A 17,727-nucleotide genomic window follows, 5' to 3' on the forward strand; every position below is an offset into this window, starting at 1 on the left:
TGGAGAAACCGGGGTCAATCCGGGAGGATGAAACAGGACGCAGGAAGGATAAATAAAAGAATGCTGAAAAAAATGGTACTCCTAAATAGGTAAAGATAGAGAACTAGTTGTCCCACGGGAGAGTTTATCCATTTTTGCTTGCTCACCGATTACTCATTCCTTGTCCCTGCTTGTGCTTTACCTATACGCGAACTCCCGAAAAAATATCTTCATTCTGGCGGAAGCAATTTCCGCCTTGGGCTTTTTTTATAGCTTGCACATCCGGCAGGCTCTTTGTTTAGTGAATAAAGGAAAGTGAGGAATGTTGCAATTATTTGGCTCTGGATTGGTAGCGCTGTGGATGAATATGGCTGGGGTAAAAACAACAGAGATAGATACTACCCAACTGGCTGCGTGGCGGGGAGTTCCTTTGTTTTCCCTATCGATGGCGACCGATCCGGTAGCTGAAAACACCATGCGGCAATATTTGAAGGGCTGGAGCGCTAAAGGCATGGGGGAGGCGGCTCAAGGGGTGTGGATTCAGTCGGGTTCTATGCCCTTGGCAACTCATCAGGGAAATATTCCCTTACCGGCAGCTTCTTTGACCAAGATTGCGACTTCTGCTGCTGCGTTGGAGACTTGGGGTCCAGGCCATCAGTTTGAAACCTCAATTGGCACGACCGGACCTGTGAGAAATGGAATTTTGCAGGGAGATTTGGTGATTAATGGCAGTGGCGATCCCTTTTTCGTGTGGGAAGAAGCGATCGCTCTGGGGAATGCTTTAAATAAACGGGGCATCCGCCGCATCAACGGCAATTTGGTGATTGTGGGCGATTTTTACATGAATTACCAATCCCACCCTTATATGGCGGGTCAGATGCTCAAACAAGCATTTAACCCCACCTCGTGGCCCAGAGATGCCCAATATCTATACAACTTAATGCCCCCAGGAACGCCAAAACCACAAATTGCGATCGCGGGTTCGGTCAAAGTTTCGTCAATTGCAATTCCCAAGCAGATTTTGTTGTTGCGTCATCGCTCAATGTCCTTGGCACAAATCCTCAAGGAAATGAACATTTACAGTAACAACGACATGGCAGAGATGCTGGCAAAAGCCCTTGGGGGGGCACCTGCCGTCGCTCAGTTGGGGGCTACGTCTGCCGGTGTCCCCCAACAAGAAGTTCAACTGGTAAATGGCTCTGGGTTAGGGGTAGAAAATCGCATCTCGCCCCGCGCTGTTTGCGGCATGCTAACGGCGATCGAAAGTTCTTTACAACCCCATCAGCTAACGGTAGCTGACCTCTTCCCGATATCGGGACGCGATCGCCGGGGAACGATGGTATCTCGCCACATCCCCACAGGCACGATTATCAAAACTGGCACCCTGCGCGATGTCAGCGCCCTTGCTGGGGTAATGCCGACACGCGATCGCGGTCTGGTTTGCTTTGCGATCATCAACCGGGGTGGTGATGTCGATGGTTTTAGAAAACAGCAAGACCAAATACTTCAAAAACTGGTGCAACGATGGGGCGTTCCCCCCACTCTACCAGCAGCGATTCTTCCTAGCACTGGGCGAGCTGATATTGCTGGATTTCTCGGTGACGCCAGTCGCAATGAAATTCTCTCAGATTTTCAAGCGCGACGATAATATCGCACAGCACTCCTAATGATTCGTGAAGGCAAGATCCCCGACTTTCCAAGAAGGCGGGGATCTCAACCACTGGCATCTCACAACTCAAATAGGATTGCTATACCATTTTGGTTATTATGACCCTCGCTTACCGATTCAAGGAATAATTTCCGTCACCACCCGGCTACTACCACCGCTAGCACCACCGCCACCCGTGACAACAACCGTTTGACCTTGAAACTTACCGACTGCTCTGGAACCCGTCAAGTGCAGCGGCGGGTCAACTTGTTGATGATAAATTACATTGCCTTGAGCATCAAATTCTTCAGTCGGAATATTCCAAGTCACCTGATTGGCGTAAAGTTGGGATTTATTCCGACTGCCAACGCCTTGGACGCCACCAACCAGACGAGCCACTTTTCCCTTCAGATCTACCTGACCCCGGTTCCCCGTCAGCGTCACTTGCTGCTGCTGATGCACCACTTTCACGGGTTGGTCTGACGTAACCATTTGTGTGTCTAAGTTCCAGGTGACAGAATTTCCAGCGATTTGCACCGGCGGCTCTAAAGAAGTCATCTGAACATTCTTTGTCAGCGTTGCCATCTTCGTTTTCAGGTTTACCTGACCAGAATCTCCTGCTGCTTGCTCTGTCACGCGATTGCCTGTGTAGCGGTCAATCTGGATGCGGCGATCGCCAACTACCATCTGCTGGGGAATTTGCCACACTAAATGCTCGGTTCTCATTTGTACCGCTGGGTCTTTCGATGTTGCGACAATTTGACCCAATAATTCCATATGCTGCGACCGACTAAAATATCGTCCTTCCTTCGCTGTTGCCACCATCTTTTGATGGGTGCCGACGAGATTTTGACGCACGATCACAACGTCTTCCTTTGGTCGCCACTCTAATTCATTCCCTTTTAAAACTGCCCCATTCCGAGGGTCTGTGGCAACAATCTGACCCTTCAGAAAGATTTTTTTACCATCCTCTTGAACTTCGCCACTATCTGCGGTGATTTGCATAATCATTTTTCCATCTTGGAACAAATCCCCGCTAGGATTTTGGATGCGAGCAGCTTTCTTATCTTTGGTATAAACTGCCTGCTTTGCCTTCACTTTCCACAAAGGTTGTCCCTTCTCATCTGCCTGATCCAGAGTCACATTTTGGAATACTAAACTCCCCTCAAAATCTGTCACGGAAGCAGTATCTTTCTGCAATTTTTTTTCCGTGCGTTTTTCAGTATTACAAGCACTAACTAAAAAAGTGAATAATAAAAAATAAATAGGCAAAAGAAATAATTTTTTGCGAGGAGCTACTTTTTTCATTTCTATTGCCTATTTATGTCTTTATTTCTTAGGTTGCGTTATCTATCTTCTTGGTCATCCATAAAGCCAATGCCCGACAGTGGACGGTAAGTATAATTTTGTCTGGGCGTCTTTTGGATATCTTCTTTGATGCTATCCAGGTCAATGTATCGATCTGATACATTGATTAAACTATCGCTGGTCATGGAGCGCAAACTGACCACTTCCACTCGGACACCCCGATAGCTAACGGCATCCACAGCGTAAGCTAAATCCCCATCCCCGCTGACGAGAACAGCGGTATCGTAAGACCCCACTAAAGCCATCATATCGACAGCAATTTCCACATCCAAGTTGGCTTTTTTCGAGCCATCCGGCAGCTGTACCAAGTCTTTGGCAATGACTCGGTATCCATTGCGACGCATCCACAACAGAAAACCCTGTTGTTTTTCATTCGTGCGATCGACGCCGGTGTAAAAGAAAGAGCGTAACAAGCGAGATCCAGCGGTTAAGCGGCACAGCAACTTGGTGTAATCAATTTCTATACCGAGCTGTAGTGCTGCATAAAATAGATTTGATCCATCGATAAAAATGGCTACACGACCGCGATTTTCTAAAACCTGTTCTGGAGTAAATACAGAGTCGTTACTGCTGAAATTATTCAACATGATTGTTATGCCTCGATTTTTTTATGAAAAAAGCAATTAGCGATTTTGATGAACTTTTAGCTTTTGAGAGAGCGGTCTGTACCAGAGTTTTTACTTTTGTATGTATCAGCACCCGATGGTCAATCCGCCAACAGCCAACAGCTATTAGCTACTAAGACGAAACTCTTCAGGGGAGTTCCAGCCTTGGAAAAACAGGTCTGGCTTCACCTAAAGCTTGTCTTGCAGTTAGTGTTCCCCAAGTGGCATGAGCGGAAAACGCAGCCGAAACATCTATTAACGTTTTGTTATTAAAGTCAATTGAAAAACCTAGCTGTTGGTAAATGTCACTACTGATGGTAGGAATAATCGGTGATAGCAGATAAGCTGCTAGTCTAACAGATTCTAGAACCGCATACAGGACTTGTTCGACGGCCTGTTGTTGCCCTTGCTTATATAAAGTCCAAGGAGCTTGATCGTCAATAAATTTGTTGCTGGCTCGAATTAGAGTGAAAATATCTGCGATCGCATCACTAAACGCCAGAGATTCATAAGCTTGAGCAACGCGATCGCCTAAACTAAGGCCAATTGCTTTAATTGTGTTATCTGCGGGGATGTTTTCAGCTGAGCAGTCAGGCACGATGCCATTGCAATATTTCTTTGCCATGTTCATCGTCCGATTGAGTAAATTGCCCAGATCGTTTGCTAAGTCAGCATTGAGGATATTGATAAACCGAGTTTCGTTGAAATCTCCGTCTTGCCCAAATTCAATCTCCTTGAGAAAATAGTAACGAATAGCCTCAGCTCCGTAACGTTCGACTAAAGCGATGGGATCGATCGTATTACCAACCGTTTTACTGATCTTTCGCCCGTCTTTTGTCAGGAAGCCATGTCCAAATATTCGAGCGGGTAGCGGCAGATCCGCTGACATTAACATGGCAGGCCAATAGACCGCGTGAAACCGCAGAATGTCTTTACCAATCAGGTGCATATTAATCGGCCACCACTTGGATAAAGCATTCTCTAGCGTCGGTTCGCTATCTGGTTCGAGCAACGCCGTGACATAGCCCAGCAAGGCATCAAACCAGACATAGATGGTGTGGCTGGGATCGACGGGTATAGGGAAGCCCCAGTCTAAATTCACTCGCGAAATGGAGAAATCTTGAAGCCCCTGACTGACAAAGCTCAAAACTTCATTGCGGCGAATTTCTGGCTGGATAAAATCTGGTTGCTGGCGATATAAGTCTTCCAGCTGGCTTTGGTACTTAGAGAGGCGAAAAAAGTAGTTTTGTTCATCCCGCCACTCGACTTCTTTGTTGGGGTGGAGGGGGCAGTGGTGTCCTTCTAGAAGGTCGCGTTCCTCTTTGAATTCCTCGCAGGAGACGCAATACCAGCCCTTTTGTTGCCCCAAATAAATGTCGTTTTTTTCCCAGACGCGCAGGAAAAACTCTTTAACAATAGCTTGATGGCGAGAGTTCGTCGTGCGGATAAACCGATCGTACTGGATATTGAGTTTTTGCCAAAGGACATCGAATCCAGCCGCAATTTCATCCGAGTGAGCTTGCGGTGAAAGCCCTTTGGTTTCTGCTGTGCGCTGAATTTTCTGCCCATGCTCATCCGTGCCGGTAATCAACAGCACAGACTTTCCCCGGAGCCGTTCAAACCGAGCCACCACATCCGCCGCCATTGTTGTATAAGCGCTGCCAATGTGGGGTACGTCGTTCACATAATACAGTGGTGTAGTAATTGCAAATGAATTTTTACTTGTATGATTAGCACTCATAAATATAAAAAACAACCCCTTTCTTGCTTTTGATCATATACTTCGGGCTGCAATTTTGTATCTTTTCGTTATCTTGTCTTGAGAGTTCCACTTAGCTCCGGGAAATATAAGTATAAAATGTTACTTTTTCTTGACAAAATTAAAATCGTAAAAAATCTTTACCAGCGATTTCTACCCTGAGAGATTCGTATAGGTGAGGAAGTTACGTTAATAATTGTATTAAGAAAAGTTAAGTTATGGGGCGATCGATCGCATCTGCTCAACGAATAAAGTCCAGGCTTGGTAAAAAGTGGAGAATGAACTCAAGAGTCAAGATTCAGTCTACCTCTAGACTCTAGCCATTTATAATCAAGCCGATTGCCTGTTGACTGTAGCGATCGCGCTTCCTGCAAGAAAGCCTATAGAAAGCATGTCTTCAGATAACCCATTACAGATTTCTCGCTTGCTGATGAAGGCATTGGGAACGCAGATGTATATATACCATCAGGATCGCGTTCCTCAAGAAGGTGGCGTTTTAGTGGTGAGCAATCATCGCAGCGTCATGGATGCGCCAATCCTGATGGCAGCTTTAAATCGTCCGATTCGCTTTGCCTGTCATCACTACATGGGACAAGTGCCCGTGATGCGGGAGATTGTCAATCAGCTGGGTTGTTTCCCTTTGGAGACGCCAGAACACCGTCAGCAAGATTTCTTTAACAAAGCAATTAGCCTGTTGCAGTCCCAGCAGGTGGTTGGGATATTTCCAGAAGGTGCCCAACCGATGGTAAGCCTAACCCAGCCGAATGAAATGAAAACCTTTCATCGGGGATTTGCTCATTTAGCTTTGCGAGCGCCGGTGCAAAATTTGGCAATTTTACCCGTGGCGATCGCATCCCAGGAAGAAACAAATAACTCGGCAATCCCTCTGCGATTATTAAGTTTATTTGACCCTTCCGAACCCCTATTTAAACAGGCAGGCTGGCATCCGATGGTCGTTTACCGTCGATCTAGCATCCTAATTGGGCGTCCCTGTTGGATTACGTCTCAAGTGCGGGAACAATATCAAGGAAAACAAGCCAAAACTGCTGTTGCCAGTCTTATCAATTACTGTCAGGAAGAAATTGCTGGTTTACTTCGTCAAGTTTGGTATTAGTTCGCAAGGATGGGAGTCTGCCATAGAATAAGAATTAATACCTACGTCTACAGGTAGATGGCTTAAGGGTAGGCAAATGGGCAAAGTCCGCTCTCAGTAACCTTCGCCTTCAAGAATTTAGACTTGCCTAGTTTTTCACCGAAGTGTCTTGAGTCCTCGAATCGTTCGCATCCGCCCCAAAGAAAGCAATAAATTTTTGACCTGTTGTTTTTAAATGGACATTACGAAATGCCAGACGTAAAAAGCCATCCTTGTTTTCTCACCCCCAGGCTGTTTAATCCAGACTGCCCGCTGTTCGTGTTCCTTCCAGGCATGGATGGCACGGGTCAATTGTTGCGAGCGCAGACCGAGGGGTTAGAAGCAGCCTTTGATATCCGTTGTTTGGTCATCCCAGCCGATGACTTAACCAGCTGGGACGATCTAACCGATCAAGTGGTAGCGCTGATTGAAGCAGAAGTAGAAAAACAACCTAATCGGTCAGTTTATCTGTGCGGCGAGTCATTTGGGGGCTGTTTGGCGATGAAAGTAGCGCTGCGATCGCCCGAACTATTTGACCGAATTATTTTGATCAACCCCGCTTCTTCCTTTAATCAGCGACCTCTGCTAGCTTGGGGATCGCTGGTGAGCGGCTGGATACCGGAAGTCCTCTACCGAGTGGGATCGGTGTGGTTATTGCCGTTTTTAGCTCATTTAGAACGGGTTGCACCGCGCGATCGCCGCGCCCTTCTAGACGCTATCCACTCCGTACCCCCAAAAACTGTCCTTTGGCGACTGTCCCTCATCAGAGATTTTGATGTTGATGCTTCTCAATTACGTCGCATCACCCAACCTACCCTGGTGATTGCCGGAGGTACAGACCGACTACTGCCCTCTGTAAGTGAAGCTCAGCGCTTAGCTTCTTGCCTACCCGACGCGGAAATGGTCATACTGCCGAAGAGCGGTCATGCTTGTCTTTTAGAAGCTGATGTCAACCTCTACGCAATTATGAAAGCTGAAAATTTTTTAGAAAGTCGGGATAAAGTTTCCCTATTGGCGGTTTCTTAGCGATCCGTCATTCAGCAGGAGATATGAATTGAATAAAAGCTTGTCATTTTGTACGCTGGGAACCGACCTCGTGTCTATTTGTTCTGCACATTAAGAGCCTGCTGTTTGAAGTCCAAAACTGAATACTCAAACGGGTTTGATGGGTAGAGCGGCAGGAAAACTTATCCTAAAAACAATTCAGTTCGTCTACTTTGTGATGAGTCATTTGCTTTTACCAAGGATTGCCAATTATTGTAAAAGCAGACCAGTAATAAGGATGGGAGAGGACTTGATTTCCGATTCCTAGCAATTGGGGTGGCAAAGAGATATCCCCATTGCGAGTCCGTAACTTTCCTCCTTCCAGTCGCACTTGCCCCCTGAGCATCGCTAACTGAGATTGACGTAGCGCCTCTGCCTTAATCGGAGCTGTTTTTAGTTCCTCGTAGAATTCTGCCATTAGTCCTAGAGTTCCCTCATCGCTGACGTACCACAAACTTGCCAACGCCGATTTCACCCCTGCTTGCACCGCTAATCCCGCAAAGCCCAACTCTGCCTGCTCATTCCCCACTGCTGTGCGACAAGCACTCAGCACTAATAGCTCTACTGGTGGGTTGTCCCAACCCAGTTCCCGCCACTGATCGAGTCGCAATTTGGTGTCCCATAACTGAATGTAGGAGTTGCTGGGAGAACCTGAATTAAACTCTCCGTGAGTTGCCAGGTGTACAATCTCAAACGGCTGTTGTTGACGCTGCGCCTTCAGATTCTTTAGCGTAAAATCCTCATTGAGAAAGGACTTGCCTTTCCACAGATAGGGGACGATTGCTGATAATTCCCTTGGTACTGCTGGTAAAGGATTTTTATCCGTAAATTTTGAGATGCCCATTGCCAAAACTTGAGCATTTTTCAAACTCTGGTAGTGAGTATCGGTGAGGCTAAGGCTGGGCATCAAACCAACGCTGTAGCGCTCAAGGATAAACCCTTTACCATCGTGGAGAGCAGCGATGGGGATCGTGCGTAGACCCTCGTCCATGAGGAAGACAAGATTTTGAATATCGAGTCTTTGCAGATCTTTCTCTAGCGGTGCTAGCAGCCATTGATACATCTGCTGAGAGGATGCTAGGTAGCCACGAGCGCTTTTAAGGTTGGTCACTTGCGTCTGGAATTGGTTAGCAAGTTTGAGAACTTTTTGGCGGGTTGCGCCTGTGACTCTTTTCCGAATCGGTTGTCCATCTGCCGTCACTAGTACGAGTTCCAGCTGATCTTGATAATTTTCCGTTTTTTGCGGTTCTAGGCTGTCAGGATTAATGGAATGATCAATTGAGGAAGATGGGCTTTTTGCCTCATTTGCTACCGCAGTTGTGGGAGTAAAAACAGCGTAAATGAGTGCCGCTTTGATACCGCTAGATGCTTCAATGCTTCGCAGGGTACTACGGGCATCGGAAAGGCTCCTTGTGGGGGTATCGCTTACGCCTAGATATTGTTCATATTCCTGGGTGAAGGGTTCGTCAATTTGAGCCAACGCAGAATCAACTTCAACCAAGGACTGACTGGTATTGGCTGGAGGGGAAAGCGAAGTAGTCTCCTGCGGTTGTGATGCTTCTTGCTGTGGGATTTCGACGGGCAGTGAGGGGGTTTGAGCAGGGATAAAATCGGGAGTAGGGCTGAAGGTGATGATTTTAATGTTGCCCTGGATGTAAGTGTCCGGCGGTACGGGTACTGAAAAGATTGTGGCAATCGTATTCGTTGCCCCACTGGTTATCGATCCAGCTGTCCCATTGATGGTGGCATCCCCAACGACGAAGGGAGTTGTCGTGCTGCCACTGTGACGGATGGTGATGTCACCGCCGTTGGTTCCACCAGCGGTCGAAATACTGGAATTTAGGCTATTGCGGTCTGTAAACGTGCCTGTAGCCCGAAAGAATTTACCAGCAGTAATATTAACAGTTCCGCCAGTGCCACTTCCCAGACTTTGGGCATTGATGGTACGGGTAGTAATGTTGCCGTTGTTAGCACTTAAGCCGATCGCTGCCCCATTCCCACTCTGCGAGTAAGAAGACAACTTTTCAGTATCGATCGATCCCGTAGTGCTGTTGAGCGCGATCGCTCCCCCATTCCCACTCTGCGAGTAAGATTCTAGATTGCCGGTGGTGATGTCCCCGGTGGCAGAAAAGGTTATGGCACCCCCCGTAAAGGTTGTCGAGGCGTTAATGACCGATCCAGTGCTGATGCCTCCCGTTCCTGATATCAGCGTGATGTCGCCGCCTTTGCCAAAACCACTATAAGATCTTGCATTCAAATTGCTGGTGGTAATGTCGCCCTTGGCAGAAAAGTTGAGCGCCCCTGCATCGCCATACTGAGAGTCAGAATACACCTCTAAAAGTGAAATTTTTCCAGTATTACTCGTGAGGGTGATGCCACCCCCCGTGCCGAAACCATAAGTGCCAGAATCTAAAGTGCCAGTCGTGATGTCACCGCTGGTAGAAACAGCGATCGCTCCTCCATCGTTATCAACTGACCAAGATTCCACGTTACCTGTCGTAATATTGCCATTGGCTTCGAGGGTGACAAATCCCCCGTAGGCTTCAGAGGAGGTTGTATCTAAAAACCCGGTATTAATGGCTCCCTGGTCACTGTAGATAGAGACATCACCCCCATCGTTATCAACTGACCAAGATTCCACGTTACCTGTCGTAATATTGCCACTGGCTTCAAGGGTGACAAATCCCCCGTAGCCTTCAGAGGAAGTTGTATCTAACAACCCGGTACTAATGGCTCCCTGGTTACTGTAGATAGAGATATCACCTCCATCGTTATCAACTGACCAAGATTCCACCTTACTGGTGGTAATGTTGCCATTGGCTTCAAGCTCGATCGCGCCCCCAAAACCTTCCAAGGAAGTTGCATCTAATGCCCCAGTTTGGATAGTTCCCTGGTCACTGTAAAGATAAATCTCACCAGCATCCCCACTGTTTGAGAAAGCGTTCAAGTCAGCGGTAGTAATGTTGCCTTTTGCATCAAATGCGATCGTGCCCCCATCACCACCCTTTGAATTTGATCGTACTTGTTGGGTGTCGATCGTTCCTGTATAGCTTGTCAGAGAAATTTTTCCCCCATTGCCATACCCATTTGAAAAAGCATGAATGTAGCTGGTGTTAATGTTGCTACCAGCGGTAAGGGTGATGTTTCCCGTAATGCCTGCACTCAGACCATAAGAGCCTGTGTTGAGGATACCAGTGGTAATGTTGCCCTGAGGGGCAAATAAGTTAATCGAACCCGCATCATTAGTCTGGGAGTAGGAGAATAAGTCTCCACTTGTGATGCTTCCCCCACTGCTAATAACGGTGATGTCACCCCCAATCCCAGAATCATAGGAGCGAGAATCTAGACTGCCCGTGGTAATGTTTCCATTGGCAAACAGGGCAATCTCTCCAGAAAAACCATAATCTGACCAAGATTGCAAGGTTTTTGTTGTAATTTCTCCAAAAGCCATCAGCGCGATCGCACCGCCATTGCCGTCAAAAGTGGTTGCGTCTAAGATGCCAGTATTAATGCTTCCTGCTTTGCTAGAGAGGACAATATCCCCGCCATCGTCTTCAACTGACCAAGATTTCAAATCACCAGTGGTAATATTGCCGAAAGCATTCAAGGCGATCGCGCCGCCGTTATCGCTATAAGCGCTAGTATCAAGCTTGCCTGAACTAGTATTGATACTGCCGAGGAAGCTGGTTAGCGTAATCTGACGACCGGAATTGATGATATTGCCAGTCGTGATATTTTGGTTGGCTAACAGGGTAAGCGTCGCGTTATCATCTCCGGCGAGAGTATAACCTGTCGTAGTTATAGAACCGGAACCTACAGGCGATCGCACGGTGACTGGATCGAAGATGGTGGTGTTGCCAGCCAAAGTAATTGCACCGCTGCTATCTGCCCGTCCGATGATGATTTGAGAAAACCCATTTTCTAAGAAATTGAGTTCGCTGGTGTTGAGATTTAAGCGGTTGTCGTTGACAGTCCCGCCAATGGTAATACCCAAACTGGAAGTCAGAGGCTGCAATTGAAGCGTACCGCTGCCCTTGATTTGTGGGGTGCCAGGATTCGTGGAGTCAATAAAATTAATTTCATTCGCGGAAAGAGCGATATTACCGCTACCCCCAATTCCAGTAGGATTAATGCCGCTGTCTTGTAAGAGAATCCCTGCTGCATCACTCGCACCAGTGCCATTTAGGGTAATCGCCCCTGTCCCAACAGATTCCACGACGCTTTCAGAGACAATAATAATCCCGTAGCTATCGCTACCCGTTCCCTTGACAGTGCCGGTCAGATTAATATTTCCAGCTTGCGATCGCACTCTGCCACTTGCATAAACAGCCATTCCATCCTGACTCCCCGCCCCAGTGCCGCTGGTGCCTGTCAGGGTAAGATTCCCGCTGTTGGATTGCACGATGCTGCCAATCGTGCCAATCGAAATACCGTCATTGTTGAAACCCGTTCCGTTACTGGTACCGATTAGGGTAACGTTCCCCGTCCCATTCGATGCTACATTGCTACCTGTGGATACCTGAATTCCATGATTGGCAGCGCCAGTTCCGTTACCAGTACCCTGCATATTAATATTTCCATTCGCCGAACTCACTTTAGAGTTTTGGATGATTTCTATGCCGTCATTTGCATTTGTTCCACTTCCCGCCGAACCCGTTAGGGTAATCGTTCCGGTTCCGGTTGATTGCACCACACTGTTGTTTTGAATTGAAATCCCGTTGCTGGTAGTACCAGTACCGCTGAAAAATCCTGTACCCGTCAGGTTAGTATTGCCGCCTTGGACATTAATAATGCTGTTGTTGAGCAGAATGCCATTCGTGTAGGTAGCATTTCCTCGCCCAACTCCTATAAGATTGCCGCCGTTTGTACTAATTGTGGCATTGGTGAGGGCGATCGCACCGCTACCGTTGGTGTCATTATCAGCAAATAGATTGACATTCAGCTTGCCGCTACTGGAAGCGATCGCTCCATTCAGAATAATGTTGTTGTTAGCTTGTAAAGTAAGCGCGGCATCTCCCCCAGATGTCTTGCTAATAAAAGCATTGCTATTTTGAGTAATATTCCCGGCACCTGGAGAACCAGAAGCAGTTGCCGTGTCGAGGATGACGCTAGTGCCTGTATTCAGGGCAGCATTAATATTGACAACATCCACCGTATTCGTGCCAATCGCACCACCGCCACTATTCACAATCGTGATATCGGTCGGGTCAATCAGCCAAGTACCACCGAGTCCCTGAGGCGCACTTGCATCCGGCGTACTGGTGAGATTGAGAAACTGTTTGCTAGAAGTTTCAATCAACCCACCATTTCCAGAATAAATGCCTCCCCTTGCCGTTAGTGTCCCGTAAATGCTAGCTGTATCATCTGCAAAAACAATGACTTTTCCACCATTCCCGTTGTGCAGTGCGTCGGCAGAAATCACCGAGTCGCTGCTAACCAATGTTTGTAAGGCATTTGGCACTTTGCCTTGACCCTGATAATCACCGCCAATCAGTACCGCACCGCCGCCATTGGTGCCCGAAGCGTTAATATTGCCACTAATGACACTCGCTTGGTTGCCCAAGACATAGACAGTGCCGCCGATTTGACCCGATACATTCAGGGTGCCAGAAGCAATCGCAGTACCCGGTTGTGTGCCAATTTCAGCACTAGAAGCAGTCAATCGTACCGTGCCATCGCTATTGACGGTTAATCCTGTGGCATTCGCGAGATTTCCGCCCGTTAGCAGCGAAGGCAGGGAAAGGGGAGTAAAGGGTAGCGCGGCTGTATTTGAGCTAGGTAGCGGTTGAATTTCTAAACTTAGAGGGCTGCCGGGTAGACTCAGCCGCACTAATTTCTCACCCGGTACACCGACTACAGCAATTTGCCCCCCAGTCGCCCTCATCTGCCCCGTAGTGACCGCCGTGCCACCTAACAGGGTTAAATTTCCCGATACTGCTAAATTCCCCGCATTGATAATGCTTCCTGGTTGAAGAGTGTTAAAAATAAACTGGCTGGGCGTTCCGACCAATGTAGCGTAGTCATTCGCACCAATTGCATTAAACCAATTACTGCCAAAACCGATACCTGTGGCAGTGGTGGCGGTAAATGAAGCCGGTACATTCAGGCTGGCATGGGAACCAAAGATAATTCCCGCTGGATTCATCAAGAACAGATTGGAGTTTCCTCCCGTGACTTGGATTAATCCATCGATATAAGAAGCATTCCCACCTGTAACACGCCCTAAGATATTTTGAATATTAGGGTTAGAAAGAAAGTTCGCAATTTCCCCAGAATTTAATCCTAGCTGCTCAAAGCTATGAAAAAGATTTGCTTGATCTTTTGAAAGCGTGCCGCCGCTAATGTTAAGACGATTCCCATCTGGAGTAACAATTGTGCCAGTGCCGTCAGCCGCTGGGGTAATCGGCTGTGCTTGTACTGGTTGAAGCGAGTTAGCGATCGCTGTTAGTGAAAACACTACCAGTAACAGCCTTATATTTCTAACGGCTGACATAGTTATGCACTTACCCTGTTGTCAATATCCCTAAAGTAACATTGACAGATTCAACGTGTTAGGAATGCTTTTATTTGTTTTAGCTCCTAAGAGCGATCGCCATCTATAAATAAATAAAATTGTCTGGCTTCCAGACGGCTCAATGTTGGGAAGCCAAACAATTTTGTATCTTCTCTATTCTATTGATTGTGCTGATTATGCGATCGCGGGTTTGAATCCCCGCTCGCCTATCAACAATTTTTAACGGAAGTTGCCTGGATTCAGTCGAGGATTGGCTCGATTCGAGCGCATAGGCACTCCGCCTTTCAACTGGGTGCCGGTGCCACCATCAGCTCGATCTAAGAAAGGTCGCAAGTTAACGCTTTGTGACCTACGGCTGGAGCGATTTGTGCTGCCGCCGAGGGAAGATAAGCCCAAGTTTAATAGATCGTTGAGCATTTGAGCATCCCGACCCCCAACAAAGGTATTGACGCCCTCTGTCACCTGTCCGCTGTCAGCAATGCTGATATTTTGGAAAACGCGATCGCGGATCAACTGCGGATTTTCACCGGGAGGTACAGTCAGGACAATCCGACAGTCTGGATTTTTCTGAGTCGTGATGCAAACAACGTTGTAGTTATTTTCCACCGATGCCCGCATTTCCTGAAGACCATCGGGTCGATAAGATTCTAATCTGCGACTAATTTCGTTACAGCGTCTCTCCGCAGTCCAACCACCGCCTAAAGGAGTGGGAGTTGCCCAAGCATAAGCTTGATCGGGTTGACTTTTCGGGTGATACATCACCATATACTGACTGTTCGTTAGCTGGCAGGTAAACCGTGGCTTGTTAGCAGTTGTACTATTCTCTGATTCCGTTCCTGAGCTAGTGGTGCTATCTGGACTCCCATCGGTGTCTACCACAACATCCCCGTCCGAGGTCTGAGTATTCTCATCTTCTACACCCGGCAGTTGCGCTTGCTGAACAGAACCGGCAAAGGCAATACCGCTATTCAGTAGAATTGCTACACCGGCAGATAAAGCCACACTTTTGACCACTAAGGACTTTGCTTCAAACGCGAACCTAGCCAGATGTGGTGACATATCAACAATCCTCCTGTATATTTTTTGACTATCGTTAGCATCATTTGAATTAAATGAGCTAATTTCATAAATCTTTATAAATCGGTCTTCGTAGCGTATACTACGAAAGCACGACTAGAATCCCCCGCTTCCCTGGTAGGAATAAGGGTAAGAAGGCAGGAAAATAGAGCGTGTTTTTTGAAAATTGTCAATCAGTGGGTACTGTTTATCGTGTATCCAATGTTGCACAACGTACCCCCCTAGATGCCATAGTGACGGGAAAACCGAAGCAAAGTTCCCGTAGAACCCTTAAATCATTCAAAAGGAGAAAACAATGTTGTTGGAGGCACAAAAGCCGCTGACAGTTCCCAGACATTTCCTGGAACCGCCTGCGTCCCTAAGCCCAACGCTACTCATGTTTCTAGCCGCCGTAGCGATGGTTGTGCTATCAAACTTTGGTTATTGGCTCTGGGAGTGGCCTCACTGGTGTTGCTTTATCACAAACACGATCGCCTTGCACATTTGTGGAACGGTGATTCATGATGCTTGTCATAATTCTGCCCATCGTAACCGAGTCATCAATGCCATCCTGGGACATGGCAGTGCGCTGATGTTAGTCTTTGCCTTCCCAGTATTTACTAGAGTTCATTTGCAGCATCATGCCCATGTAAATGACCCGGAAAACGATCCAGATCATTACGTTTCTACTGGCGGACCCCTGTGGTTAATTCCGGTGCGGTTTTTATACCACGAAGTATTTTTCTTTAAACGGCAGCTGTGGCGAAAATCTGAACTTTTAGAATGGTTCTTAAGCCGCTTGTTTGTCGGGACGATTTTCTATATCTCAATTCAATACCAATTCTTAGGCTACATTCTCAATTTTTGGTTTATCCCTTCTGCCCTGGTAGGATTGGCGCTGGGATTGTTTTTTGATTATTTGCCGCATCGCCCTCATCAAGAACGCGATCGCTGGAAAAATGCCAGAGTTTACCCCAACCCCATCCTCAATTTGCTGATCATGGGGCAAAATTACCACCTCATTCATCATTTGTGGCCTTCCATCCCCTGGTATCACTACCAAAATGCTTATTACGCCACCAAGCCCCTTTTAGATGAAAAAGGCTGTTATCAAACTCTGGGAATCTGGCAAGGAAAAAATTTCTGGAGCTTTTTATATGACGTTTTTTTAGGCATCCATTTTCACAACAAATCACCTAAAAACCTAGAAAATAGCTAATAAATGTCATTAGTGATTCGTCAATGACTGGGGACGAATCACTAATGACAAAAAACCTCAGCGATGAAACGACTGAATCGTTGACTGCGAGGATAAGCTAACCTGAGACAAACTCCAATCCGGTCTTAGGCTTTTAGCTCCCCGCAGATAAGGATGGTAAATCGGTGGATGGGAAGCTGGCAAATTGACGTGAATTAAGAAGCGGATGCAACGCTCCAGCCCTCCCTCCACATGCATTTGCTGGACATCGAGCAGAGGGACATTGTCCCAGTGGGGACGAGAGCGAGCGATCGCAGCGGGAAAGATCGCATCCAGATCCCGCGTTACCGAGAACGTGGCACTAATAATTAGATCGGGATGTAGTTGATTGTGTACTTCTAATTCATCGAGTAGTTCCGCTACCACTTCTCGAATTGCCTCAGCCGTGTTTTGTGAGGCAGTTGTTGCCCCGCGAATCGCTCGAACTCGCCACTCCACGCAAGCATCCTCCATTTTATAATTGAGATTTTGAATTTTAGATTTTGGATTTCAGAATCATCTAAATCATCTATAATCTAAAATCTAAACTTCAGACTAGGGTCGGTAAAGCCACAACGGCTGACCACTGGTAGAAAGTTCAAATTCTAACCAGTCTATCCCAGCTGATAGACTAGATGCCCCTTGAACTCTGCTCGATACCACACGATTCCAGAAAGGTTTGCGTTCTTCCAGGGTGTAACACTTCGTTTTTTCGGGATCGAGACCGACCAGTTCCGCAGCCCAACGGCGGGCATCTTCCTCAGTGCCAAGCCGGTCAACAATTCCCAGTTCTAACGCTTGTTGACCTGTGAAAATGCGACCATCGGCAAAACTTTTAACGGTTTCGGTTGTCAGCTTCCGAGCCTCAGCAACCGTTTGCACAAATTGCTGATAACTGACGTCAATCAGGTCTTGGAGAATATTCTTTTCCGGCTCGGTGAGTTCCCGGTCAAAAGCCAGAATATCTTTATAAGGACCCGATTTGATCACCTTGAAAGAAACGCCAATCTTTTCTAGCAAGCGCTCCAGGTTGTTTCCCCGGAGAATTACACCGATACTGCCGGTAATTGTGCCTGGGTTGGAAACAATGTGTTCGGCTCCCATCCCGATATAGACTCCTCCAGATGCGGAGATATTGCCAAAGCTGGCAACAATTTTCACCTTTTTTTGCAGGCGAGTCAGGGCTTCATAGATTTCTTGCGAATCCCCGACCGTACCACCAGGACTATCAATGCGTAGCAGTAATGCTGGAAACTTTCGTTCTTCAACCGTTTTCAGGCTTTCTAGAACTTGTTTTCGGGTAGTACTGCCAATCGCACCAGTCACTTCAATCCGAGCAATTTGTTTACGAAACTTAGGCTGAAAAGGCCAGATCATGAGCAGGC

At 47.2% G+C, this 17,727-nt stretch carries 11 protein-coding genes; 4 read left to right on the top strand and 7 right to left on the bottom strand.

Annotation, left to right across the window (positions count from 1 at the left end):
- The first annotated feature begins 301 nt into the window (after nucleotides 1-301).
- Nucleotides 302-1,627, top strand: coding sequence for a D-alanyl-D-alanine carboxypeptidase (locus NDA03_RS18190; protein WP_348238773.1), 1,326 nt, complete (start codon nucleotides 302-304; stop codon nucleotides 1,625-1,627).
- A 138-nt stretch (nucleotides 1,628-1,765) separates the two neighbouring features.
- On the opposite strand, the gene lptC is transcribed toward NDA03_RS18190, so the two are convergent.
- From lptC to metG, 3 genes are all read right to left on the bottom strand, one after another.
- The gene (gene lptC / locus NDA03_RS18195) at nucleotides 1,766-2,935 is read right to left on the bottom strand and encodes an LPS export ABC transporter periplasmic protein LptC (RefSeq protein ID WP_190532500.1); all 1,170 of its coding nucleotides are present in this window, start codon (nucleotides 2,933-2,935) and stop codon (nucleotides 1,766-1,768) included.
- A gap of 38 nt (nucleotides 2,936-2,973) precedes the next feature.
- Complete coding sequence (locus NDA03_RS18200) at nucleotides 2,974-3,582, bottom strand: NYN domain-containing protein (protein WP_190415651.1); 609 nt, start codon at nucleotides 3,580-3,582, stop codon at nucleotides 2,974-2,976.
- Between the two features lie 166 nt (nucleotides 3,583-3,748).
- Nucleotides 3,749-5,341 (bottom strand): methionine--tRNA ligase, encoded by a 1,593-nt coding sequence (gene metG / locus NDA03_RS18205; RefSeq protein ID WP_348238774.1) that lies wholly within the window; start codon nucleotides 5,339-5,341, stop codon nucleotides 3,749-3,751.
- Between the two features lie 409 nt (nucleotides 5,342-5,750).
- On the opposite strand from metG, the gene NDA03_RS18210 reads away from it, so the two are divergent.
- Together NDA03_RS18210 and NDA03_RS18215 are read left to right on the top strand one after the other, a co-directional pair.
- Nucleotides 5,751-6,473 carry a lysophospholipid acyltransferase family protein gene (locus NDA03_RS18210; RefSeq protein ID WP_190415654.1) on the top strand — a complete coding sequence of 241 codons (723 nt, stop codon included), beginning with the start codon at nucleotides 5,751-5,753 and terminating at the stop codon, nucleotides 6,471-6,473.
- 228 nt (nucleotides 6,474-6,701) lie between these two features.
- On the top strand, nucleotides 6,702-7,517 hold the full coding sequence (locus tag NDA03_RS18215; protein ID WP_190440765.1) for an alpha/beta hydrolase: 816 nt from the start codon (nucleotides 6,702-6,704) through the stop codon (nucleotides 7,515-7,517).
- 211 nt (nucleotides 7,518-7,728) lie between these two features.
- Here the strand turns inward: NDA03_RS18215 and NDA03_RS18220 are convergent, their stop codons facing one another.
- Together NDA03_RS18220 and NDA03_RS18225 are read right to left on the bottom strand one after the other, a co-directional pair.
- Complete coding sequence (locus NDA03_RS18220) at nucleotides 7,729-14,028, bottom strand: CHAT domain-containing protein (protein WP_348238775.1); 6,300 nt, start codon at nucleotides 14,026-14,028, stop codon at nucleotides 7,729-7,731.
- A gap of 240 nt (nucleotides 14,029-14,268) precedes the next feature.
- Nucleotides 14,269-15,108 (bottom strand): COP23 domain-containing protein, encoded by an 840-nt coding sequence (locus NDA03_RS18225; protein ID WP_348238776.1) that lies wholly within the window; start codon nucleotides 15,106-15,108, stop codon nucleotides 14,269-14,271.
- 313 nt (nucleotides 15,109-15,421) lie between these two features.
- Between NDA03_RS18225 and crtR the strand changes: the two genes are divergently transcribed.
- Entirely contained in the window at nucleotides 15,422-16,324 is a 903-nt protein-coding gene (gene crtR, locus NDA03_RS18230) for a beta-carotene hydroxylase (protein ID WP_348238777.1), read from the top strand.
- 57 nt (nucleotides 16,325-16,381) lie between these two features.
- Here the strand turns inward: crtR and aroH are convergent, their stop codons facing one another.
- Nucleotides 16,382-16,816, bottom strand: coding sequence for a chorismate mutase (gene aroH / locus NDA03_RS18235; RefSeq protein WP_199291973.1), 435 nt, complete (start codon nucleotides 16,814-16,816; stop codon nucleotides 16,382-16,384).
- Between the two features lie 81 nt (nucleotides 16,817-16,897).
- Nucleotides 16,898-17,719 (bottom strand): signal peptide peptidase SppA, encoded by an 822-nt coding sequence (gene sppA, locus NDA03_RS18240; RefSeq protein ID WP_190440760.1) that lies wholly within the window; start codon nucleotides 17,717-17,719, stop codon nucleotides 16,898-16,900.
- Nucleotides 17,720-17,727 lie beyond the last annotated feature (8 nt).

It is taken from the genome of Trichocoleus sp. Lan (assembly GCF_039961855.1).
In the GTDB taxonomy this organism is placed as follows: domain Bacteria; phylum Cyanobacteriota; class Cyanobacteriia; order Cyanobacteriales; family FACHB-T130; genus FACHB-T130.